Annotated in this window: 20 protein-coding genes; 13 read left to right on the plus strand and 7 right to left on the minus strand. The window is 64.3% G+C overall.

Features of this window, described 5'->3' with window-relative positions:
- Positions 1-3: 3 nt before the first annotated feature.
- Positions 4-999, minus strand: coding sequence for an ABC transporter substrate-binding protein (locus ACPPVR_RS25180; protein WP_426609267.1), 996 nt, complete (start codon positions 997-999; stop codon positions 4-6).
- A 316-nt stretch (positions 1,000-1,315) separates the two neighbouring features.
- Between ACPPVR_RS25180 and ACPPVR_RS25185 the strand changes: the two genes are divergently transcribed.
- Complete coding sequence (locus ACPPVR_RS25185) at positions 1,316-2,104, plus strand: class I SAM-dependent methyltransferase (RefSeq protein ID WP_426609268.1); 789 nt, start codon at positions 1,316-1,318, stop codon at positions 2,102-2,104.
- A 12-nt stretch (positions 2,105-2,116) separates the two neighbouring features.
- On the opposite strand, the gene ACPPVR_RS25190 is transcribed toward ACPPVR_RS25185, so the two are convergent.
- From ACPPVR_RS25190 to ACPPVR_RS25200, 3 genes are all read right to left on the minus strand, one after another.
- Positions 2,117-2,611 carry a hypothetical protein gene (locus ACPPVR_RS25190; protein ID WP_426616179.1) on the minus strand — a complete coding sequence of 165 codons (495 nt, stop codon included), beginning with the start codon at positions 2,609-2,611 and terminating at the stop codon, positions 2,117-2,119.
- A gap of 166 nt (positions 2,612-2,777) precedes the next feature.
- A complete protein-coding gene (locus tag ACPPVR_RS25195; RefSeq protein ID WP_426609269.1) occupies positions 2,778-3,230 on the minus strand; it encodes a DNA polymerase III subunit chi in 453 nt (150 codons plus the stop codon).
- Positions 3,231-3,236: 6 nt separating this feature from the next.
- Positions 3,237-4,736, minus strand: a complete 1,500-nt coding sequence (locus tag ACPPVR_RS25200; protein ID WP_426609270.1) for a leucyl aminopeptidase — start codon at positions 4,734-4,736, stop codon at positions 3,237-3,239.
- 341 nt (positions 4,737-5,077) lie between these two features.
- Between ACPPVR_RS25200 and lptF the strand changes: the two genes are divergently transcribed.
- From lptF to ACPPVR_RS25260, 12 genes are all read left to right on the plus strand, one after another.
- Complete coding sequence (gene lptF / locus ACPPVR_RS25205) at positions 5,078-6,247, plus strand: LPS export ABC transporter permease LptF (protein WP_426609271.1); 1,170 nt, start codon at positions 5,078-5,080, stop codon at positions 6,245-6,247.
- Positions 6,244-7,341, plus strand: a complete 1,098-nt coding sequence (lptG, locus tag ACPPVR_RS25210; RefSeq protein ID WP_426609272.1) for an LPS export ABC transporter permease LptG — start codon at positions 6,244-6,246, stop codon at positions 7,339-7,341. Before lptF ends, lptG begins: the two co-directional genes overlap by 4 nt.
- Complete coding sequence (locus ACPPVR_RS25215; protein WP_426609273.1) at positions 7,341-9,833, plus strand: LPS-assembly protein LptD; 2,493 nt, start codon at positions 7,341-7,343, stop codon at positions 9,831-9,833. The genes lptG and ACPPVR_RS25215 overlap by 1 nt, the downstream gene beginning before the upstream one ends.
- 68 nt (positions 9,834-9,901) lie before the next feature.
- Entirely contained in the window at positions 9,902-10,834 is a 933-nt protein-coding gene (locus ACPPVR_RS25220; protein WP_426609274.1) for a peptidylprolyl isomerase, read from the plus strand.
- The gene (gene pdxA / locus ACPPVR_RS25225) at positions 10,834-11,847 is read left to right on the plus strand and encodes a 4-hydroxythreonine-4-phosphate dehydrogenase PdxA (protein ID WP_426609275.1); all 1,014 of its coding nucleotides are present in this window, start codon (positions 10,834-10,836) and stop codon (positions 11,845-11,847) included. The genes ACPPVR_RS25220 and pdxA overlap by 1 nt, the downstream gene beginning before the upstream one ends.
- Complete coding sequence (rsmA, locus tag ACPPVR_RS25230) at positions 11,847-12,701, plus strand: 16S rRNA (adenine(1518)-N(6)/adenine(1519)-N(6))-dimethyltransferase RsmA (protein ID WP_426609276.1); 855 nt, start codon at positions 11,847-11,849, stop codon at positions 12,699-12,701. The genes pdxA and rsmA overlap by 1 nt, the downstream gene beginning before the upstream one ends.
- A 103-nt stretch (positions 12,702-12,804) precedes the next feature.
- Positions 12,805-13,863 carry an alcohol dehydrogenase gene (locus ACPPVR_RS25235; RefSeq protein WP_426609277.1) on the plus strand — a complete coding sequence of 353 codons (1,059 nt, stop codon included), beginning with the start codon at positions 12,805-12,807 and terminating at the stop codon, positions 13,861-13,863.
- Positions 13,864-14,000: 137 nt separating this feature from the next.
- On the plus strand, positions 14,001-14,237 hold the full coding sequence (locus ACPPVR_RS25240; RefSeq protein WP_426616180.1) for a hypothetical protein: 237 nt from the start codon (positions 14,001-14,003) through the stop codon (positions 14,235-14,237).
- Positions 14,238-14,637: 400 nt separating this feature from the next.
- Positions 14,638-15,342, plus strand: coding sequence for a Crp/Fnr family transcriptional regulator (locus tag ACPPVR_RS25245; RefSeq protein ID WP_426609278.1), 705 nt, complete (start codon positions 14,638-14,640; stop codon positions 15,340-15,342).
- A gap of 177 nt (positions 15,343-15,519) precedes the next feature.
- Positions 15,520-15,861 (plus strand): phosphonate metabolism protein PhnM, encoded by a 342-nt coding sequence (locus ACPPVR_RS25250; protein ID WP_426609279.1) that lies wholly within the window; start codon positions 15,520-15,522, stop codon positions 15,859-15,861.
- A 398-nt stretch (positions 15,862-16,259) separates the two neighbouring features.
- Positions 16,260-16,430: a hypothetical protein gene (locus ACPPVR_RS25255; RefSeq protein WP_426609280.1), complete on the plus strand. Its 171-nt coding sequence runs from the start codon at positions 16,260-16,262 to the stop codon at positions 16,428-16,430.
- A 915-nt stretch (positions 16,431-17,345) separates the two neighbouring features.
- Positions 17,346-19,079: a hypothetical protein gene (locus tag ACPPVR_RS25260; RefSeq protein ID WP_426616337.1), complete on the plus strand. Its 1,734-nt coding sequence runs from the start codon at positions 17,346-17,348 to the stop codon at positions 19,077-19,079.
- Here the strand turns inward: ACPPVR_RS25260 and gmk are convergent.
- From gmk to mltG, 3 genes are all read right to left on the minus strand, one after another.
- On the minus strand, positions 19,012-19,671 hold the full coding sequence (gene gmk / locus ACPPVR_RS25265) for a guanylate kinase (protein WP_426609281.1): 660 nt from the start codon (positions 19,669-19,671) through the stop codon (positions 19,012-19,014). The two genes, ACPPVR_RS25260 and gmk, sit on opposite strands and share 68 nt — an antisense overlap.
- A gap of 3 nt (positions 19,672-19,674) precedes the next feature.
- Positions 19,675-20,562 (minus strand): YicC/YloC family endoribonuclease, encoded by an 888-nt coding sequence (locus ACPPVR_RS25270; RefSeq protein ID WP_426609282.1) that lies wholly within the window; start codon positions 20,560-20,562, stop codon positions 19,675-19,677.
- Between the two features lie 109 nt (positions 20,563-20,671).
- Entirely contained in the window at positions 20,672-21,949 is a 1,278-nt protein-coding gene (mltG, locus tag ACPPVR_RS25275) for an endolytic transglycosylase MltG (RefSeq protein WP_426609283.1), read from the minus strand.
- Between the last annotated feature and the right edge of the window lie 124 nt (positions 21,950-22,073).

The following is a 22,073-nucleotide window of genomic DNA, read 5'->3' on the forward strand; positions in this document are numbered from 1 at the left end:
CGGCTACTCGATCACGCGATCGGCACGAGCCAGCAGTACGGGCGGCACATCGACGCCGAGCGCCTTGGCCGTCTTCAGGTTGATGACCAGCTCATAACGGCTGGGCGCCTGGATCGGCAGATCGTGCGGCGAGGCCCCTTTCAGAATGCGATCGATATAGGCGACCGGTGCGCTGACCAGTTCGTCCCAGGCGAATGTGTATGACATCAGCGCCCCGCCATCGACGGCGCCCAGCACCGAATTCAGGGCTGGCACGCGAAACCGCGCGCATTGGGCGACAATGTGGTCGCGATGCCCATTGGTGAAGGGTTCGGGAATGACGAGCAGGCTGCTGTTGCGCGTGCGGCCGAGCACCTCGAGCTGAGCTTCGGTCTCGCCGTCATTGTGCGTCCGCATCTCGACCAGTTCGATTCCGGACGCGGCATCCCTGGCCGCGGCGACGAGGCCCGGCGCATAGGGCGCGGTATCCGGATTGAAGAGGATGGCGACGCGGGCAAGATTCGGATCAAGCTCTCGCAACAGCTGCATCCATTTGCCGCCGATCTCAAAATCCCAGGTGACAAAGCCGGTGACGTTGCCGCCGGGATGGCCGAGACTATCGGCAAGCTTGAATCCAACCGGATCGATCACTTGGGTGAACACGATGGGAATCGTCGTGGTCTGCTGGCGAAGCGCGAGCGTTGCAGGCAGGCCCTGGGCATAGATCACCTCGGGCTGCAGCGCGATGAGCTCTGCGGCAGACGCCTTGGTGTTGGCCAAATCGGATAGCGCCCCGCCGAAGCGGTAGTCGATGCGGACATTGCCGTCTTCGACCCAGCCGGCCTTGCGCATGGCCTCGCGGAACGGCTTGAGAAAGGCGCGGGCGACCGGCACGTCGATATTCGCCGCCAGGCCAACGAGCACGCCGACATGGCCCGGCTGTTTGGATTGTTGCCCGCGCGCGCCCGGTGGCGCGGCCACAGCGGCTGTCAATCCTGCAATGAATTCGCGCCGCCTCATGCCCCGCTCCCAACCGCTGAAATGCCGCAAGTGTAGCCGCCCAGGCGCGGCGTTTGATAGATGAGGGCCGTTCTTAATCGGAAAATGTCTGGGAGAATTAGCGAAAGCAAAGGCCGCGATGGCCCGCATTCAGCGAGACCATTGTAAAAATCGACGCCGCGCCTCCCGAGCAAGATTGCCCGTGTGGCTTTCGCGCATTTGGTATTAAGCTCACTTTCGGAATTTGCGGCGCACGTCCAGCTCTGCAGCCTACGTGCCGACCGGCCTTTTCAGCCAAGGGAAATTCAAACAGGGAATGTTTTGAGGGAGGTCCCAGGTGTCGTCACCGGAACCGATTAAATTCACCGACGGCGCGGCTTACGAGCGCTTCATGGCACCCTGGAGCCGATCGGCCGGCGCTCTTTTCCTCGATTGGTTGGCGCCTGGCTCCGGACTGGCCTGGGCGGATGTCGGTTGCGGCAACGGCGCGTTCACCGAGCTCATTCTTGCGCGGTCCGCGCCTTCGTCTATTTGCGCGATCGATCCCTCCGACGCACAGATCGCGACTGCGCGCCAAAAGCTATCGGCAAAGCAGGTCGAGCTTTCGATTGGCGATGCAATGGCCCTCCCTTACGACCCCGACCGCTTCGACGTCGCGGTGATGGCACTCGTGCTGTTCTTCGTGCCCGACCCGCACAAAGGTGCATCGGAAATGGTCCGCGTCACCAAGCCCGGCGGCGTGGTCGCATCCTACACCTGGGACGTCATGCGAGGCGGCACGCCAACGCAACATTTGTGGGAGGAACTGGACGCTATGGGCAAGCCGGCGGCGCGTCCGCCGAGCGCGGATGTCTCGCGTTTCGCTGCGCTGAAGGCACTTTGGGCGGCGTTAGGCATTCGCGATGTCGAAACCCGCGAACTGGTTGTCGAACGGACATTTGTGAATTTCGACGACTACTGGCTATCCATGGTCGTCAGCAGCCCGAGCGGAATTGTAGGAAAGCTGTCGAACGCGGAGAACACAGAGCTGAAACGCCGGCTGCAAGACAGACTGCCGGCAAGCGCGACGGGAGAGATTACGGTTCACGGTTGGGCCACAGCGATCAAGGGGCGCAAAGCCGCTTGATCGCGCGGCGCCTTACGTCGCCGCCTTCTTCTTCGCCTTCGGCTTCACTGCCTTCGGCGCGACCGGCGCCTCCGGCGTGCCCTCGATCGAGGACAGGCGGCCGGACGTGAAGGTGTAGATGCCGGCACGCGGACCGGTGGTCCAGGTGACGACCGCAACGCGGCGGCCAGCGGCATCGCCGGAGAGATTGACGTTCGAGGGCGCGCCGATGCCGCGCACCACGTCGCATTCGGTGTGGCCGAGCGCGACCGTGCCGCCCATGGGAGCCTGTGGCGTCGTCGAGGCATTGGCGTCAGCAGGCCCCGGAGGCGGTGCCATGCCGGGACAGCCGCCATCGGCGCTGACGAGATCCTCAGCCCCGACCGGCTTGTCGGGGGTCAGCGGCGGCGACTCGATCGAGATGTTCTTGATGAACAGGCGGCTCGGCTTGTTGAACCATTCGGCGTCCTTCGACAGCAGATCGGTCCCGCCCGAGCAGCCCGCGATCAGCGGCGCGACAGCGGCCAACGCAACTATGAGCGACTTTGGAAGCTTTTGGTGTCGCACGATAAACTAAATTCCCCGCCTGAAGGACCAGTCCTAAGCGATTGTCCCAACATCACTTTGCGGCACGAAGGTGGCCGAAACCAGTGTGCCGTCGAAAGTACAAATTATCATTAATTGGAAACGACCGCTAATTCCGCCGCTGCCACCGGCCCCGTTCGTCGGCCTGCCAGTAAGTGACCTCAAATCCTTTCGTCTTGCAATCCGTCCAAGAACTGCGGGCAGCCGCCAGCGCGTCCGGATCATCGCCGTTGAACAGCAGCACCATGCGCTCGTAGGCTTGGCAATCCTGAGGCAGCACAGCGTTGTCGATCAGGAAGCGGACATTGGCGCCGTTCGGATTGTCCTCCTCGATCGCCAGCACGATCGGCTGATCGGCGGCATCGGTCACGCGCCACGTCGCGTGCGGCAGGAAGGAATCGTCGCGATAGGTCCACAGATGCGCATCCAGCGCATCGGCCCGCTCGGGCGAAGTCGACTGCACCACGACGCGCCAGCCGCGCTCCAGCGATTTCTCGAGAAGTGGCGGCAAGACGTTCTCAACCGTCATGTTTTGCAAATGGTAGAACAGTACTTCAGTCATCTTGCGTCATTTGCGCTCGTAATGATCTGCAACCAATCGGTCGAGCAGCCGGACGCCATAGCCGGAAGCCCAGCTCTGGTTGATTTCGGTCTTCGGCGCTCCCATCGCGGTGCCGGCGATGTCGAGATGCGCCCACGGCGTACCGTCGACGAAGCGCTGGAGGAACTGCGCCGCGGTGATCGAGCCGCCATGGCGGCCGCCGGTGTTCTTCATGTCGGCGAACTGGGAGTCGATCAGCTTGTCGTATTCGGGGCCGAGCGGCAGGCGCCAGACCTTTTCGCCGCTTTCGATACCGGCCGCCAGCAACCGGTCGGCAAGCTCGTCATTGTTGGAGAACATGCCGGCATGCTCGGTGCCGAGCGCGACCACGATCGCACCGGTCAGCGTCGCCAGATCCACCATGAATTTCGGCTTGGTTTTCTTGGCCACGTACCAGAGCACGTCGGCCAGCACGAGGCGGCCTTCCGCATCGGTGTTGATGATCTCGATGGTCTGGCCCGACATCGAGGTGACGATGTCACCCGGCCGCTGCGCGTTGCCGTCGGGCATGTTCTCGACGAGGCCGATGGCGCCGACCACGTTGGCCTTGGCTTTGCGTGCCGCGAGCGCGTGCATCAGCCCGACGACGCAGGCAGCGCCCCCCATGTCGCCTTTCATGTCCTCCATGCTGCCTGCCGGCTTGATCGAAATGCCGCCGGTGTCGAAGCACACGCCTTTGCCGACGAAGGCGACCGGTGCCTCGCCTTTCTTGCCGCCGTCCCAGCGCATGATGACGGTGCGGCTCGGCCGCGACGAGCCCTGGCCGACGCCGAGCAGCGCGCCCATGCCAAGCTTCTCCATCGCCTTGACGTCGAGCACCTCGATCTTGACGCCTAGCTTGCGCAACTGACTTGCACGCCGCGCGAACTCTTCGGGGTAGAGCACGTTCGGCGGCTCGTTGACGAGGTCGCGTGCGATGACGACGCCGTCGACGATCGCGCCGGCCGAGGCAAAAGCCTTTTTCGCCGAGACGGCGTCGCCAACCGCGAGCGAGATGTCGGCGCGCAAGGCGCCCTCCTCGCCGTCCTTCTTCTTGGTCTTGTAACGGTCGAACTTGTAGGCGCGCAGCCGCAGGCCCGAGGCGATTCCAACCGCCTGCTCGCTGGTCATGGCGCCGCCAGGCAGTTCCGCCATGATGGTCATGGCAGCGGAACCTGCCTTGAGCTTGCTCGCCGCCACGCCGCCGAATTTGAGGAAGTCGTTCGCATTCAGCGCCGATCCCTTCCCGGCCCCGATCACGATCAGGCGCTCAGCCTTCACCCCCTCGGGGGCCAGGATGTCCAGCGCCGCGCCACTTTTACCTTTGAATGAGGCGGCGGCAGCTGCCCGCTTCACGAGCTCGGTCGCACCACCGAGCGCCTTGGTCGTCACCGGTCCCAGCTTCAGACCGTCGTCACAGAACACGACCAGAATGCCACGGGCGGCGGAAGCCAACGGGACAAAGCCGACCTTGATGGCATCGGACATGGGTAACTCCTCTAAAAGACGGGCCTTTTTGCCGATCGGCGGTCCCGGTCAAGGGCCAGAGCTGAACGGCGATTCACTAGACTTTCCGCACTATGGGCCACCGGCCCGGCAAATGCCAAGCACCGCCCGTGGCCGCCAGGCCACAACGAGTGAAATATTAACCATATATTGACCGTGCCACGGGGCAGCCATTTTGTTGACGGATCAAAGGGATGGTAGTGAGAAAGTAAGCCGGCGGACGAGATGGCTGCGCGACCCTGGGGATCCCTTTGCGGGATGGGCGGACAGCCGGAAATCGCGGGGACTGCATTGGGGCTTAGTGGGGATTCGTGCGGTAGCGCATGGGGTCGATCGATAGGTATATCTTCCGCACGACGCTGGCGTCGTTTGCGCTCGTCCTGGTCAGCCTCACCGGTGTGATTTGGATTACGCAGGCGTTGCGCGGCATCGACCTGATGACGAGCCAGGGTCAGACCATCCTTACCTTCCTCGGCATCACCAGCCTCGTCATCCCGGCGCTGGTCCTGATCATCTCGCCGATCGCGCTGATGATTGCGATCTCGCACACGCTGAACAAGCTCGCCACCGATTCCGAGATCATCGTGATGAATGCCGCCGGCTTCTCGCCGTTCCGGCTGTTCTATCCGTTCTTCTACGCCACCTGCGTCGTTGCGCTCTTGGTCGCCTTCATCTCGGCCTACCTCGCGCCCGACGGCATGCGGCGGATCAAGCAGTGGGACGCCGAGATCACCGCCGACGTGCTCACCAACATCCTCCAGCCCGGCCGCTTCGCCCAGCTCGACAAGAACCTCACGATCCGGATCCGCGAACGCCAGCCCGGCGGCATCCTTGCCGGCATCTTCATCGATGACCGCCGCGATCCGAATGAGCGCGTCTCGATCGTCGCCGAGCACGGCGAAGTCGTGAAGAACGACAACGGATCGTTCCTGATTCTCAAGGATGGCAATCTCCAGCGCTTCGAGGCGGGCAAGCGCGATCCTGCACTGGTGGCGTTCGGCCGCTACGGCTTCGACATGTCGAAGTTCTCCAACCAGGGCCACGACGTCACCCTCGGCATCCGTGAACGCTATCTCTGGGAGCTGTTCTCGCCATCCGACGACGACCCGGTCTTCAAGGCGGTCCCCGGCCAGTTCTGGTCCGAGCTGCATGATCGCCTGATGGCGCCGCTCTATCCGTTTGCGTTTGCGGCGCTGACCTTCGCCTTCCTCGGCGCGCCGCGCACCACGCGCCAGAGCCGCAACTTCTCGATCGGCGGCTCGGTGATTGCGGTGTTCGGCCTGCGCATGGCCGGATTCGCCTGCTCGGTGATGGCGGTGAAATCGCCGATCGCGGCGGCCGTGCAATATACGATGCTGGCGGTCGCGATCGGCGCCGGCATGTGGATGATTGTCGGCGGCGTCGTGGTCGAGCCGCCTGCCGGCCTGATGGAGGCCATCAACAGATCGAACGCGCGCATCGCGCGGCTGTTCGGACGGCCGGCCACCGCATGAGCATGCTCACCAACACACTCGGGCGCTATTTCGCCGGCCGCTTCGTGGTCGCGGCGCTCGGCGTGTTCGCGAGCATTTTCCTGCTGCTGGTGCTGGTCGACTACATCGAGATGGTGCGCAAGACCTCAGGGCTCGCGTCCGCCTCCGCGATCATGGTGGCCGAGACCTCGCTGTTCCGGGTGCCGCAGCTGCTCGAGAAGCTGACGCCGTTCTGCATGCTGATCGGCGCCATGACCTGTTATCTCGCGCTGTCCCGACGGCTCGAGCTCGTGGTCGCGCGCGCCGCCGGCATCTCGGCCTGGCAGTTCATCTCGCCGGCGCTCGGCAGCGCGCTGCTGATCGGGGTGATCGCCACCATCGCCTACAATCCGATGTCGGCGAACTTGCGCGAGCTCTCCAAGCGCATGGAAGCGGAGCTGTTCGGCTCGGCGCCCGGCGGCGGCATCCAGGACGCCTCGGGCTTCTGGCTCAACCAGGTGACCAGCGACGGCCAGACCATCATCAACGCGGCGCGCAGCGAGCAGCAGGGCGTCCGACTCACGGGCCTCACGCTGTTTCGGTTTGACACAGAGCAGCACTTCAAGGAGCGGGTCGAGGCGCGTGAGGCGGCGCTCGAGTCCGGCCATTGGCTGTTCAAGGGCGTGCGCCGCTTCACGCTGGACTCGCCGCCGGTCGACCAGGCCAGCCTGGAGATTCCAACGACACTGACCGAGGCACAGGTCCGCAACAGCTTTTCCACACCCGAAACTGTGTCCTTTTGGCAACTACCGAGCTACATCCGGTCCTCCGAGAGCTCGGGCTTCGCGACAGCCGGATATCGACTCCAGTATCACAAGCTACTGGCACAGCCGTTTTTGCTCGCAGCTATGGTGATGCTTGCGGCCTCCGTGTCGTTGCGCTTCTTCCGGATGGGCGGCGTACAGAAGATGGTTTTGAGTGGCGTGGGCGCAGGCTTTCTGCTCTACGTTTTGTCGAAAGTGACTGAAGACTTGAGCAAGGCTGAGTTGATGCATCCGATCGCTGCGGCGTGGTTGCCCGTGGTGGTGGGCGGCCTCACCGGCTTTTTGGCCTTGCTGTATCAGGAGGACGGATAGTGACGGCCGTCCGCCGAGGACCCGTGTCTGATTTGGCGTTGCGCACCCTCGTGCGCGCGAACGGGTTTGGTTTGTCTGTACGCAAGATCCGGAAAATCCTGCTTGCGCTTGCCGCTGTCGCATCGCTCGCCGGCATGATTGATGTTGCCGCGGTGAGGCCGGCCGCCGCCCAGAGCTTCACCTACAATCCGCGGCCGCCACGTCCGACGCCGCCGAAGGTCGCCAATGACGGGCAGATGCTCGTGCAGGCGACCGAGGTCGACTACGACTACAACAATTCGCGCGTCTCCGCGGTCGGCAACGTGCAGCTGTTCTACAACGGCACCAGCGTCGAGGCCGACAGGGTCATCTACGACCAGAAGACCAAGCGGCTCCATGCCGAAGGCAACATCCGGATGACGGATGCCGACGGCAAGATCACCTATGCCGAGATCCTGGATCTCTCCGACGACTACCGCGACGGTTTCGTCGATTCGCTGCGCGTGGACACCGCCGACCAGACCCGCATGGCCGCGACCCGCGCCGACCGCTCCTCCGGCAACTACACGGTGTTCGAGAACGGCGTCTACACGGCCTGCGCGCCGTGTAAGGACGATCCGAAGAAGCCGCCGCTCTGGCAGGTCAAGGGTGCTCGCATCATCCACGACCAGCAGGAGAAGATGCTGTATTTCGAGACGGCGCAGCTCGAGTTCTTCGGCGTGCCGATCGCCTACATGCCGTATTTCTCGACGCCCGACCCGACCGTGAAGCGCAAGACCGGCTTCCTGATGCCGGGCTTCAGCTCCTACACGGCGTTTGGCTACGGCCTTGAAGTCCCGTTCTACTGGGCGATCGCGCCCGATATGGACGCCACCTTCAGCCCGCGCATCACCTCCAAGCAGGGCGTGCTGTTCCAGGCCGAGTTCCGCCAGCGCCTGATGGACGGCGCCTACCAGGTCCGTGCCTACGGCATCGACCAGCTCAACCCCGGCAATTTCGCCGGCCTGCCGGGCGACCGCCAGTTCCGCGGTGGCCTTGAGACCAAGGGCCAGTTCGCGCTGAACGACAAATGGGTCTGGGGCTGGGACGGCGTCCTGCTCTCCGACTTTTATTTCATGTCGGATTATCGCTTGTCGGCATACCGCGATCCGCTCGGATCGTTCCTGAACCTGCCGACGGACGCGATCTCGCAGCTCTATCTGACCGGCGTTGGCAATCGCAGCTTCTTCGACGCGCGTACAATGTACTGGCTGAGCTTCTCGGGCAACCAGCAGCAGGTACCGGTTGTCTATCCCGTGGTCGACTATTCGAACGTGCTCAATTATCCGATCTTCGGCGGCGAGGTCTCCTATAAGACGAATTTCGTCAACCTGACCCGCAACGACGCCGTGTTCGATCCGATCACGACGGCTGCCAATACCAACGGCCTGTGCACGACGACCTCGGCCGATCCGCTCGCGCGCACGCCGTCGCAGTGCCTGCTGCGCGGATTCCCCGGCACCTACACCCGCCTGACGGCGGAGGCGCAGTGGCGCAAGTCGTACACCGATCCGTTCGGCGAGATCTGGACGCCGTTCGCGATCCTGCGCGCCGACGCGATCAACTCCGACGTCTCCAACCAGCCGGGCGTGTCGAACTACCTGCCCGTCGGCGACACCCAGGCGTTCCGCCTGATGCCGACCGTCGGCCTCGAATACCGCTATCCCTTCATCAACGTTCAGCCCTGGGGTTCGACCACCATCGAGCCGATCGCGCAGATCATCATCCGGCCGAACGAGACCTATGCCGGCAAGCTTCCGAACGAGGATGCGCAGAGCCTGGTGTTCGACACCTCGAACCTGTTCAGCGTCGACAAGTTCTCCGGTTACGACCGCGTCGAGGGCGGCGGCCGCGCCAATGTCGGCATGCAGGCCACCACGCAGTTCGACAAGGGCGGCGCCGTCAAGGTGCTGTTCGGCCAGTCCTACCAGCTGTTCGGCCTGAACTCCTTCGCGGTTCAGGATTCCATCAATACCGGCGTCGATTCCGGCCTCGAGAAGCCGCGCTCCGACTACGTGGCGAGCGTCGCCTATTCGCCGAACAGCACGTATACGTTCAGCGTCCGCTCCCGCATGGACGAGCAGACCTGGAACATCCAGCGCTTCGAGGCGGAAGGCCGCGCCAACTTCAATCGCTGGTCGGTCAGCATGTTGTATGGCAATTACGCGCCGCAGCCGCAGCTCGGCTACCTGACCCGCCGCGAGGGCATCCTGACCTCAGGCTCGATCAAGGTTGCGACCAACTGGGTGGTGACGGGCTCGGCGCGCTGGGACCTCGAGGCCAACAAGATCAACCAATATGTGCTCGGCGCCGGCTATGTCGACGATTGCTTCGTGCTGGCGGCGAACTATGTAACTTCGTATAGCTATTCAGCGGGCACAACGCCGCCCGTGTTGACCCACGCGTTCATGTTCCAGATCGGACTGCGCACGCTGGCGACCTCGACGGGGTCCAGCAGTTCCGGCATCCAGTAAACCATCTGAAGTGCCAACCGCGTGTTCCCGATCGCAGGTTCATCGCGGCTGACATACGAGCGACAATCATGACGACCCCATTGCCTGTCTTTCGCTTCCTCCTTCTCGTCTTCGGCGCGGTGCTGATGCTGGCCGGCGCGCCGGCGCGGGCGCAGAACATCGTCGTCATGGTCAACGGCGACCCCATCACCGATTACGACATCGAGCAGCGCTCCAAGCTCGACCAGCTGACGACGCAGAAGACCCCGGCCCGTCAGGAGGTCATCAACGAGCTGATCGACGACAGGGTGAAGATCAAGGAAGGCAAGAAGTACGGCGTCGACCCCGGCGTCTCCGACATCAACCAGTCCTACGAGGGCATGGCGCAGCGCATGCGCATCACGCCGGATCAGCTCACCAAGTCGCTCGAGGTCAAGGGCGTCCGCCCCGAGACCCTGAAGGGCCGCATGAAGGCCGAGATGGTTTGGACCAGCCTCGTGCGCGGCCGCTACAAGGAGAAGCTGATGGTCGGCGAAAAGGACGTCGCCGACAAGGTGCGGGAAGGTGGCAACGAGAAGCTCCAGATCGAGGGCACCGAATACAAGATGCAGCCGATCGTGCTGATCGTGCCGCGCGGATCGCCCCAGGCATTCACGGAGACGCGGCTGAAGGAAGCCGAGAGCTACCGCTCGCGCGTCGGAAGCTGCGAGGAAGCCAATTCGCTGTTCCGCTCGACGCCGAACGCGACCATCCGCGATAGCGTCACCAAGACCACCGCGGACCTGCCCGAGACGCTGCGCAAGGTGCTCGACGACACCGCGATCGGGCATCTGACCGCGCCCGAGGTAACCAAGCAGGGCATCGAGATGGTCGTGCTGTGCTCGCGCAAGCCGACCACGATCGACACGCCGAAGAAGCGCGAGATCCGCGAGCAGATGTACCAGCAGAAATACGAGAAGACCCAGAAGACCTATCTCGAAGAGATCCGCAAGGCGGCGATGATCGAATATCGCAAGCCCTGATGGCCCCCGCTCTCGCAAAGCCCCTCGCCCTGACCCTGGGAGAGCCCGCCGGCATCGGCCCCGACATCACCATCGCAGCCTGGCTCAGGCGCCGCGAATTGAACCTGCCCGCCTTCTATCTGCTCGGCGACGAAGCGCTGGTCGCGCGGCGCGCCCGCGCGCTCGGCGCGGACGTCAAGATTGCCTCGGTGAGCGCGAGCGAGGCCGAGGCCGCCTTCACCGACGCACTGCCCGTGGTTGCAACCGGCGAAGTTGCGACGGCCGAGCCCGGCAAGCCCGATGGATCGAGCGCGCCGGCAGCGCTCGCCTCGATCCGCCAGGCGGTCGCTGACGTCTGCGAAGGCCGCGCCGGCGCCGTCGTCACCAATCCGATCGCCAAGAGCGTGCTCTACCGCGCAGGCTTCCGCCATCCCGGCCACACCGAATTCCTCGCCGAGCTCGCGAGCGTCGACGGCCGCGTGCCGCAGCCGGTGATGATGCTGTGGTCGCCGCGGCTCGCCGTAGTGCCGGTGACGATCCACGTTTCCTTGCGCGAAGCGTTGAGCCAGCTCACGAGCGAGCTGATCGTCTCGACCGTGCGTATCGTTGCGAGTGAACTGAAATCCTGCTTCGGCATCGCGCACCCGCGGATCGCGATCTCCGGCCTCAATCCGCATGCCGGCGAAGACGGCTCGCTCGGCCATGAGGAGCAGACGGTGATCGCGCCGGCGCTCAAGACGCTGCGCAACGACGGCATCGACGCGAAAGGGCCGCTCCCCGCCGACACCATGTTCCACGAAGCTGCGCGCAACAGCTATGACTGCGCGGTCTGCATGTATCACGACCAGGCGCTGATCCCGATCAAGACGGTCGCCTTCGACGACGCCGTCAATGTCACGCTCGGCCTGCCCTTCGTCCGCACCTCGCCCGATCACGGCACCGCGTTCGACATCGTCGGCACCGGGAAGGCCAATCCGGCCAGCCTGATCGCGGCGCTCAAGCTTGCCAGCCGCATGGCGGCTGCAAAAAGCTGATGAGCGCGATCGACGACCTCCCGCCGCTTCGCGAGGTCATTCGCCAGCACGCTCTGTCGGCCCGCAAATCGCTCGGCCAGAACTTTCTCCTCGACCTCAATCTCACCGCCCGCATCGCGCGCGCGGCAGCACCGCTCGAAGACTGCACCATCGTCGAGATTGGCCCGGGGCCGGGCGGCCTGACGCGCGCGCTGCTCGCGCTCGGCGCCAAACGCGTCATCGCGATCGAGCATGACGAGCGCGCGATCCCGGCGTTGCAGGACATTTCAGCGCGCTATCCCGGCCGGCTCGAAATCGTGCATGGCGATGCCATGACCTTCGACCCGCGCCCGCTGCTCGCAGGCGACAAGGCAAAGATCGTCGCCAATTTGCCCTACAACATCGCGACGCATCTCCTGATCGGCTGGCTCACCACCGAGCCCTGGCCGCCCTGGTACGAGACGATGGTCCTGATGTTCCAGCGCGAGGTCGGCGAGCGCATCGTCGCGCGCGAGGACGAGGAAGCCTATGGCCGTCTCGGCGTGCTCGCCAACTGGCGCTGCGAGACGAAAATCCTGTTCGACATTTCACCGTCCGCCTTCGTGCCGCCGCCGAAGGTCACCTCCTCCGTCGTGCGATTCATACCGCGCGAAAAGCCTCTTGCCTGCGATCGCAAGCTGCTCGAACAGGTCGCGGCCGCAGCTTTCGGCCAGCGTCGCAAAATGCTGCGCCAGAGCCTGAAATCGCTTGGCGTCGATCCCGCGCGGCTCGCAGCTGCCGCCGGCGTCGATGCGACGCGGCGCGCCGAGACCATTCCGGTTGCAGGCTTTGTTGCCATGGCGCGTGAATTGGCGGATATACGAAACGAAAGATGAAGCATGATCCGGAAAAGTGTAAAGCGGTTTTCCGAAAGAGATCATGCTCAAACAATGAGCTAAAGCGCATCGCGCTTTAGCGGAAAATTTCGGAGGAAGGAATATGGCGTTGATGCGTCGGCAATCCCTGGTCAAGTTCGATGCGCCCTTGTGCGAGACCATCGTCGATACGCCGAAGCCGCAAAGCCGCGAGGTGCTGGTGCGCATCGAACGCTGCGGCCTCTGCCACTCCGATCTGCACATCCAGGACGGCTATGCCGATCTTGGCGGCGGCAAGAAGCTCGACACCACGCGCGGCATGACGCTGCCCTTCACGCTCGGCCACGAGATCGCAGGCGTCGTCGACGAAGTCGGCGCCGACGCGCCGGCCGGCCTCGTAGGTAGCAAGAAGGCGGTGTTTCCGTGGATCGGCTGCGGCCAATGCCGCGACTGCGCCAATGGCGACGAGAATCTCTGCGTCAAGCAGCGCTTCCTCGGCGTCTCCATCGACGGCGGCTTCGCCACCCACGTGCTGGTGCCTGACGCGAAATATCTGCTCGACTACGATCCCTTGCCCGTCAACCAGGCCGCGACCCTGATGTGCTCCGGTGTCACCGCCTACGGCGCGCTCAAGCGTTTGGTCGACCGTCCGCGCCAGCGCAACCTGCTGCTGATTGGCCTCGGCGGCGTCGGCATGATGGGCCTGTCGTTTGCGCAGGCCATGTTCAAGCAGCCGGTCACGGTCGCCGATCTCTCGCCGGCCGCGCGCGAGAGCGCGCTGACGAACGGCGCAGCCAGCGCCTACGATCCGTCCGAGCCCGATGTCATCAAGCGTATCCTGAAGGAGACCGAGGGCGGCTTTGACGAGATCGTCGATTTCGCCGGCAACGAGAAGTCGATGGCGTTTGCGGTCGCGGTCGCCGCGCGCGGCGGCAAGATCGTGGTCTCCGGCCTGATGGGCGGCCAGTTCACGCTGCCGATGGTGCAATGGGTCTACAAGCGCATGACCATCGAAGGCTTCATGGTCGGCACGCTCGCGGAGGCGCAGGAGCTGATGGCGCTGGCCCGCGCCGGCAAGATCAAGCCGACGCCGATGCGCGAAGAGCCGATGGGCGACGTCCAGAAATGGATCGAAGAACTTCGCGCCGGCAAGGTGGTCGGCCGCATCGTGCTGAAGAACTGAGACGCATTCGGCGGCGAGACGCTGGTCTCGCCGTCATGCTGTCCTCCGCGCATTAACTCCGTTCGATCAGCTCGTCGCTGAAGTAAGGCGCGACTTCGGCGCGCGGAACGGCCGTGGCTGCACCGCGTTGGCAGCACATGTCCATTCGCTGCACGGTCGAAAGCGCATTCTTCATTGCCTGGAGCTTCCTCGAGACGAGCGGCGAGCTCGGCCCGCCGGATGCGTCCGCAAACATCATTCTCGATGCGATCGAAGCGCAGCTCAAAACCGGCGAACGCCGGCCGCTGATGCTCGCCAACAGGGCTATCGACGCTTACCGAAAGCGCGTGGCGTTGAACCGCCTGTCGGCCGCGCGCGAAGCGCGCCTCGGATAGCGGCCGCAAGTGATGCCCCCGAGAGATGCTCTGGGACCCGCCGCCCTCGCGGCGTATCGTGGGTATGGCCGGCGGTCCGTCGGGCAGAGCGCACGGGACGGTCGCGGCGCTAATCCAATCGGCACGCGCCTTATGTTCACTCCTGAACAGAGCGTCCAAGGCTATCTTTGGGGTCTATTTTCAGAGTCTGTTTCAAAGCCCGTTTCGAATTCCCGTAGTTCTCCGGACATGAACAGAGTTCGAGGCGTAACCCGCGTGCAACGCGGCGGGACCGCCGGCGGTTCGGCGGCAATATTTCGATTTCCCGGAAGCTGTTGTGTACACTTTGGAACGGTCGGTTCCTCCGTGGAAACGTAGGGTTCACCGGTGCCGATTCCCGGCCTGGTAAGAGATAAAAAGCGTGACCGGCCGGCCCCAGAACGAGCTTCTTCGGAGGCTCAGTACCCATGATTTCGAGCTGCTCGCCCCTCATTTGCAAACGGTCGAGCTCGCCGCCACCCACATCCTGCATCATGCCGGCGACAGCATCGCGGTCGTTCACTTTCCCTGCGGCCCCGCTTTCGTGTCGTTCGCCGTGCCGGTCGAGGATGACCGCGAGGTCGAAAGCTTTCTGGTCGGCCGCGAGGGTGCGGTCGGAATTGCCTCGGGGCGCGGCCCGTCGCTGGCCTATTCACGCATCGTCGTGAAGGTGGGCGGCACGGTTCTGCGCTTGCCGCTGCGCATACTCGAACAGGCGCAGCAGCGATCGGCGAGCCTCCAGGATTTGTTCGCGCGCTACGCCGCCTGCCAGGTCGCGCAACTGCTCCAGACCGCTTCCTGCAACGCCGCGCATTCGATCGAGCAGCGCGCAGCCAAGTGGATCAGCGCCGTGCAGCAGCATGTCCGCGGCGACGAGATCCCCCTGACCCACGAACAGCTCGCCGGCATGCTCGGCGTCTCCCGCAGCTATGCCAGCCGCGTCATCCAGATGTTCAAGGCGAGACGGATCCTTGCGACGCGACGCGGCGCCATCTTGATCCTCGACACGCCAGCGCTTGAAGCCAGCGCTTGCGGCTGCAACGGCGCGGTGAAGAAACATTTTGGTGAAGTGCTGGGCGGCCTCTGACGGCGGAGGACCGATCGAGCGCGCTCACGCCTCAGCCTGCCGAATTCCGACAATGACTGTGCAATGCACCCTCGTTCCCAATTCACCCGGAACGAAAGTGCAACTTGCATTGGCATGCGAACGGCCGTTCAATGCCTGCTCGAACCGGCGACACATTGCGTCATCCTTGGTTTTTGAATGCAGACCTTTCTTGTCATTCTAGGCGTCTGGCTCCTGATCAACGTGCTCTTTGTCGTGGTCATGTTCCCGCCGCGCAGGACGCGGAAGCCGGATCATCCGCGATCGTCGCGTGGGCTGGTGCCCGTGCCGATCGGCCGCAATGCCTACGCCTTCGATGACGACGAGAAGATCTCGCTGCGCCACACCATCATCGCCGTTGCGATGGGAGCGCTGTTTTCCCTGACGCCGCCTTTGCTCGAAGCCATCGACGACATCAAGCGGCTGATCGGGAAGTACCGCAAGCCGGGGCCGCACAGCGACGGATTGCCTCCCGACGAACGCAACGAGTCGAAGCACTAGCGTTTCGGGCCGCCTCAGCACTCAACCTTTCGTCCCTGCTTTTGGAACACCCCGCGCTTCCGCGGCGTTTGTCTTCCATGAGGCGCCCACGAAGGGACATGAACTTGGTCAATCTTGGCAGCTGGCCCGATCCCATATCCGAGCGCTGGATCGCACCACGACAGATGCGCTCGGAACGAACACCCCCACAGCCGGGCGCGAACCACGTCCTCGAACTTCAGAGAGCCATCGAAATCAAGCGCATCTGGCGCGCGCTGGTGGACTGTTGCGCGCGTAGTTGAGGCTGTTTCTCATGCGCGGCGATGCAGGAACCAGCTGTCGGCCGCGTTGTTGTAACTTGCATGAGCGATCCCGCACTTCCCGCAAGACCAGCTCTGGCCGTGAAAGCGATACGATATTTGTCGATCGTCGTCGGCTGCGCCTGCCTGCTCCTGGCCGCCGTCTGCTTTTACATCGCGGGCCAGGTCTTCATTGAAACCGGCCTGTTCGCCCAATCCAACACGATCGTCGGTGCCATCAGCGCCGCGCTGGGGTGTCTGGCCCTGACACTCGCCCGCGTCTGGAAGTAGGCTTTCGTAATTCCTTCCGAGCACTTGCCCCGTCACCCCAGCAACTGGGGCAGGTCCAAGTCAAGCAGCGCCTAACTCAAGCTCTTGCCATGCTGGTCGAGCGCAAGCGATCTATGGCGGACGGGGCAATTTTGGACCCGCTATCGAGCTTGTCCCTGCTGAGATCACCGACCTCGACAAAGCCGACGTGATCGTCACCGGCTACGTCCGCCAACGGCTTCAATCAATGGCCTTCGGCTCGGATTCACGGAGTTTGGAGCGGGAGCGGCTACCATCGTGATCGTCGCCGGCACATTGTGCGATCATCACGTCTGGATCGATACCGCCGAGAAGCTTGGACGAGTCGGCTTTCGCGTTATCGTATTCCTCGTGCCCCGCACGTCCCGTCGGGCAAAACACTCCGTCAATCCCTCCGCGCAAAAATATTTCACTTTTCCGAATTTCGGATTTATGGCATCGACACTTCATTTCGGCCCGTCAAAGGGGCGTTTCGCGATCGTCACGAGATGCAGGCCGGGTTGCGGTGGACGTGGCAGCGTCGGCGCGAAGTGTGATGGCAGGGCGGGACACCGTGAGCTTGTCACACGCGCGGCACGACACGGCGCGGTTGCAGCGGTCTCGTCGGGCATCAGGGGTGAGCACGCGCCAGCCCAGGATGATCAGGCGAGGCCGTCCGCGGACGGAGAAGTCGTGTGGTCCTGACGCCCGGGGCCTGTGCGTCAAGTCTTGCGGTGATGTGGGTGGCCCAACCGGGTGCGCACATCAGCCATCCGCCAAGGCGACGGGGGCAATAGTGCATCGCTCCCCGAGGAGAGCACGAAGGACACCGTTAAAACCATCGCGCAGGGAAGGCCGGGCGACCGGCATCACCTGTGGTCCAACCCTTGTGCATTTCCATAGCGCACGGACCTGCGGGTGCCAGCCGGCGCCCGGCCTTCCCTGCGTCCTTTGATCTCCAGGGGGCGCGAACGAAGCGGCAAAGCTCGGGCCATTGGGTCGCGAGAGCGCGAACCCGTGGTCCCTCGCCTTTTCGCTGCGCACCGCGCTACCTGCGCAGAATGTCGCGCGCTTTTCGCAAGGACGCCCGGCTGGCAGATTGCAGCCATTGCTTTGGGGGTTTTTGATGCACGCGAGGATTTTCAATCGCGTCCTGAAGGCGTCAGCGGCAGCGTCAGCCCGAACGGATCGGTGCACACGGCAGGCTCAGGCAACGGCGTGACCTTCACGGGTGCCGGCCGCCTCTCCAGCCGTAGCGGTTCCGGCACCTTTCGCCGCTCGGACGGCTGTTCGGGAACCTGGACCTCGACCAAGCAATCGCGCGGGCAAAAAGGCCTGATGTCGCGGCGGAACCAACGCGCCGGAGGCCCGATTCAGGCCACATCCTCTCCGGATTTGCGGCTCATTGCCACCCAAGTCTTTGATCAGAAAGGGCAGGTAACCAGTAGCGTCATGCGTCACCGGGAGACCAGGATGGGCAACCGCACCGCGAGATTCATATCTACACTTGTCGCCAGCATCGTCGCTGGCGTGCCGCTCGCCGCCGTGTCGCAGAACGCTCCAACGGCGCCAGCTGCCGCCGCAAGCACGGCAAACGCTGCGAGCGACTGCCTCGCATCGCCAAAGAGCACGGCGCCGGAAGGACAGCACTGGTACTATCGACTCGAGCGCGCGACCAAGCGGCAATGCTGGTACCTGCGCGCCGAAGGCGGCAAGACCGCGACAACGACGCAAAGCGCAAGCAGCGCGCAGCTGGATTCACCCGCGCCGCAATCGGTGCAGAATGCGCACGCCGAATACATCGCGCCGCAGGGCATCGCGCAAAACGCGCCGCCCGCCGCAGCGCCGCAGCCTGCAACCACCAGCCCCGACAATCATGCGCAGCAGCCTGCAATTGCCGCACGCTGGCCCGATGCCACGACGGTTGCCGCCGCGCCCGCACCGCAGCCGGCGACTGCTCCGGCAACATCAGACACGCGGCCGAACGCCAAGCCTGTAACATCCGCTGCCCCCGTCACGCTCGCTGCGGCCGACGTTCCCGCCGACAAGCCGACCGGCTCGCTGCAGATGCTCCTGCTCGTCATCGGCGGCGCGCTGGCGCTCGCAGGCATGCTCGCCAGCATCATCTACCGCTTCGCCGGCGGACGCGGACGCGCCCAAACGGGCGATCGCCGCGTGAACTGGGACCATCGGGAGCCGCAGGATCACGACGACAACCGCGCGCCCTGGCTCAATGACGCGCCTGCCCCGGCGCCGCGCGCCAAACGTCCGCATCCGGTGGACTTCGACGCTGCGCGTCCTCAGGCCCGGCAACTCGCCGCATTCAGCAACGAGATCGGCAGGATCGCAGCGCGGGCCCGCCCTGCCCACGTCGCGGCAGCAGAACCTGACGAGACCGAGATCGAGATAGTCGACGCGGAGTTCGAGATCGAGGCCTCGGCGCCTCAGTTGGCTGCCAACGACAGCCATGACGAAGCGCCGGCCGATCGCGACGAAGCCGCACGCGATGAAGATGCCGTCGACATCGACATCATCACGGCGATGCTGGAACGGCTGGCGAAGGACGGGCCGCGGCTGCCGCAGCCTAGCCTTGAAGCTGACCTTGAAGACCTCGCACGAAACCAACGAGGCCAGTCCGCCGCTCGCGCTTGAGGCGTTCGGCCTTCAGGATCGACTGCACCTCGGCGAAGGCTTCGTCGACGTCGTGGTTGATGACGATGTAGTCGTACTCGGCCCAGTGGCTCATCTCGTGGCTGGCGCGGCTCATGCGGTTGCGGATGACCTCGTCGGAATCCTGCGCGCGCGAGTGCAGCCGCTTCTCGAGATCGGCGGCCGACGGCGGCAAAATGAATACACTGACGACGTCCGCGCGCGCCTTCTCGCGCAGCTGCTGCGTGCCCTGCCAGTCGATGTCGAACAGCACGTCCTGCCCCGCCGACAGCGCGGCCTCGACGGGCCCGCGCGGCGTGCCGTAGCGGTTGTCGAACACGGTCGCCCATTCCAGCAGCTCGTCGCCCTTCACCATGGCCTCGAACCTGGGCTTGTCGACGAACAGGTAATCCTTGCCATCGACTTCGCCGGGGCGCTTCGCGCGCGTCGTCGCGGAGACCGACATTTTCAGCCCGGGCATGCGCTCGATCAGCAAACGCGATAGCGTCGTTTTGCCTGCGCCGGATGGCGAGGACAGCACGAACATCAGCCCGCGCCGCTCGACACCGTCAGTTCCGTGACCGCCCGTCGTCATCGATCACTCCAGATTCTGGACCTGCTCGCGGAATTGCTCGACCACGTTTTTCATGGCGAGGCCTGTATTGGTCAGCTCGACGTCGTTCGACTTCGAGCAGCAGGTGTTGACCTCGCGGTGAAACTCCTGCGCCAGGAAGTCGAGCTTGCGCCCGACCGGGCCGCCCTTGCCGATCAGCTCGCGCGCCTGGGCGACATGCGAAGCGATGCGGTCGAGCTCCTCGCGGATATCGGCCCGGGTGGCGATCAGGATTGCCTCCTGCATCAGGCGGTCGGAATCGAAACGGTCGGAGGTATCCAGCAATGTCGCGATCTGCTCGGCGAGCCTGGCCTTGATCGCCTCCGGCTTGCGGCCGGGCGCTCCTTCCGCCTTTTTCGCGAGCTGCTCGACCTCGTCCACGCGCTGGGTGAGGATCTGCCCCAGCGACGTCCCCTCGCGCTTGCGCATCTCGACGAGTTCGGCGAGCGCCTTATCGAAGGCTTCGGCCACAGCAGTGCGCGCGGCCTTGTCCTCCTCCTCGTCGCCCTCGGGCTCGGCAACCTCGATGACGCCCTTGATGGCCAAGAGGCCGTCGACGCTCGGCGCCACCGCGTCGACCTTGCCGGCGATCACGGCGGCGGCCTTCAGAACGGCGTTGAGCACGTCCTCATTGACGCGGACGGAGGCTGCGGCATTGGCGCGCTTGACGGTGAGATTGGCGTAGACCGTGCCGCGCGACAGAAGCTCGCCAGCGCGCTTCTTGGCATGGGCCTCGAGCTCGTCGAACCCCTGCGGCAGCCGCACCCGCAGGTCAAAGCCCTTGGCGTTGACCGACTTCAATTCCCATTCGAACGTGTACGGCCCGCTTGCGCCGTGGCTTCGGGCAAAGCCGGTCATGGACGACAGCGCCATCGGGTCAGTTTCTCCGGAGGGTAAGATTCGCGAGGCCATCAAGGCCCGCGAAACTTAAGACTATTTTACGGGAAAGTGTAATCCGCAAAGTCCCGTAGGCAGGCCTGCGCTAGCGCTGGATCACCGGCGGCACTGGCTGCGCCGCGCCCTGCCGGGCCGGCGCGGGATTGGCCGGGCGAGCAGCCGGCGGCTTTTTCTGCTGGGTCGGCTTGGGCGTGGTCGCGGTCGGCGCCGGATCAGCGGCAGCGGGCGCGGCGGCGGCGGCGGGCGCCTGCGCGTCGTCGGCCGGCTCGACCGTGTCGTTCTGGATCTGCTTCTCCATCGCGCGCAGCTTGGCGACGTTTTTCTGGTGCGCGTCGTAGGTCTCGGTGAAGGCGTGCCCGCCGCTGCCGTCGGCTACGAAAAAGAGGTCGCGGGTGCGGGCCGGATTGGCGGCGGCCTCGAGCGAGGCGCGGCCGGGGTTGGCGATCGGGCCCGGCGGCAGGCCCTCGATCACATAGGTATTATAGGGCGAGGGCTGCGTGATCTCGCTGCGCTTGATCGGTCGGCCGAGCGTGCCCTTGCCGCCGACGAGGCCGTAGATGATCGTGGGATCGGACTGCAGCTTGATCTTCTGCTTCAGGCGATTGACGAACACGGCGGCGACACGGCTGCGCTCGTCCGGCTTGCCGGTCTCCTTCTCGACGATCGAGGCGAGCGTCACCAGCTGCTCCGGAGTCTTGACCGGAATGTCCTGATTGCGGCGCTCCCAGATCTCGGCCAGCACGCGCTTGTGCGCCTGCTGCATGCGCTGGATCACCTGATCGCGCGGGGTCCCGCGCGGGAACTTGTAGGTCTCCGGCAGCAGCGTGCCTTCGCGCGGCAGCTCGCGCACGCTGCCGGTGAAGATGTCGTTGTCGGTCAGCCGCGCCACGATCTGCTCGGAGGTCAGCCCTTCCGGGACAGTGACGGCATGCTGCACCACCTTGCCCTCGACGATGGTGGCGATGACGTCGCGCAAGGACGCATTCTTCTGGAACGAATATTCGCCGGGCTTCAGGTCCGAGCTCGCCTTCAGCGCGGCAACGCTTGCAATGAACACCCACGGATTGACGTCGGTCACGCCTTCCCTGTTCAGCGTCTCGGCGATGTCGCGCTTGCCCGCGCGCTGCGGGATGTTGACGATCTTGTCGTCCTTGAGCGGCCCCGGCGCCTCAAGCACCTGCCGTCCGTAATAATAGACGCCGCCCGCACCGATCATGGCGATCAGCAGAATTGTAATGATGGCGTTGCCGACGATCACGAAGGGGTTGCGCGCGCGGTCCGATCGCTTCGGCGGCGGCGGGACCTGCTCGGGCTCGAGCGCTGCCCGCGGACTCCGGGGCGAAATGGGCGGCCTTTCACTCATCGAAACAACCTGAATCCTGCCGGTTCAATCGCAGCCCGACAATCGCCTGTCGAGCCAATGCACGCGCCCACGGGGTATGACTATCGCTGAATACGGCAAAACGGTGGATTCGCTTCAAACGCAA

The sequence above is a fragment of the Bradyrhizobium sp. McL0616 genome, from assembly GCF_049993385.1.
Lineage (GTDB): Bacteria > Pseudomonadota > Alphaproteobacteria > Rhizobiales > Xanthobacteraceae > Bradyrhizobium.

Excerpts from the sequence above, each read along its gene's own strand:
- ACPPVR_RS25180 (WP_426609267.1), bottom strand. The coding sequence starts at position 999 with ATGAGGCGGCGCGAATTCATTGCAGGATTGACAGCCGCTGTGGCCGCG.
- ACPPVR_RS25195 (WP_426609269.1), bottom strand. The coding sequence starts at position 3,230 with ATGACTGAAGTACTGTTCTACCATTTGCAAAACATGACGGTTGAGAAC.
- ACPPVR_RS25200 (WP_426609270.1), bottom strand. The coding sequence starts at position 4,736 with ATGTCCGATGCCATCAAGGTCGGCTTTGTCCCGTTGGCTTCCGCCGCC.
- lptF (WP_426609271.1), top strand. The coding sequence starts at position 5,078 with ATGGGGTCGATCGATAGGTATATCTTCCGCACGACGCTGGCGTCGTTT.
- lptG (WP_426609272.1), top strand. The coding sequence starts at position 6,244 with ATGAGCATGCTCACCAACACACTCGGGCGCTATTTCGCCGGCCGCTTC.
- ACPPVR_RS25220 (WP_426609274.1), top strand. The coding sequence starts at position 9,902 with ATGACGACCCCATTGCCTGTCTTTCGCTTCCTCCTTCTCGTCTTCGGC.
- pdxA (WP_426609275.1), top strand. The coding sequence starts at position 10,834 with ATGGCCCCCGCTCTCGCAAAGCCCCTCGCCCTGACCCTGGGAGAGCCC.
- rsmA (WP_426609276.1), top strand. The coding sequence starts at position 11,847 with ATGAGCGCGATCGACGACCTCCCGCCGCTTCGCGAGGTCATTCGCCAG.
- ACPPVR_RS25235 (WP_426609277.1), top strand. The coding sequence starts at position 12,805 with ATGGCGTTGATGCGTCGGCAATCCCTGGTCAAGTTCGATGCGCCCTTG.
- ACPPVR_RS25240 (WP_426616180.1), top strand. The coding sequence starts at position 14,001 with ATGTCCATTCGCTGCACGGTCGAAAGCGCATTCTTCATTGCCTGGAGC.
- ACPPVR_RS25250 (WP_426609279.1), top strand. The coding sequence starts at position 15,520 with ATGCAGACCTTTCTTGTCATTCTAGGCGTCTGGCTCCTGATCAACGTG.
- gmk (WP_426609281.1), bottom strand. The coding sequence starts at position 19,671 with ATGACGACGGGCGGTCACGGAACTGACGGTGTCGAGCGGCGCGGGCTG.
- ACPPVR_RS25270 (WP_426609282.1), bottom strand. The coding sequence starts at position 20,562 with ATGGCGCTGTCGTCCATGACCGGCTTTGCCCGAAGCCACGGCGCAAGC.
- mltG (WP_426609283.1), bottom strand. The coding sequence starts at position 21,949 with ATGAGTGAAAGGCCGCCCATTTCGCCCCGGAGTCCGCGGGCAGCGCTC.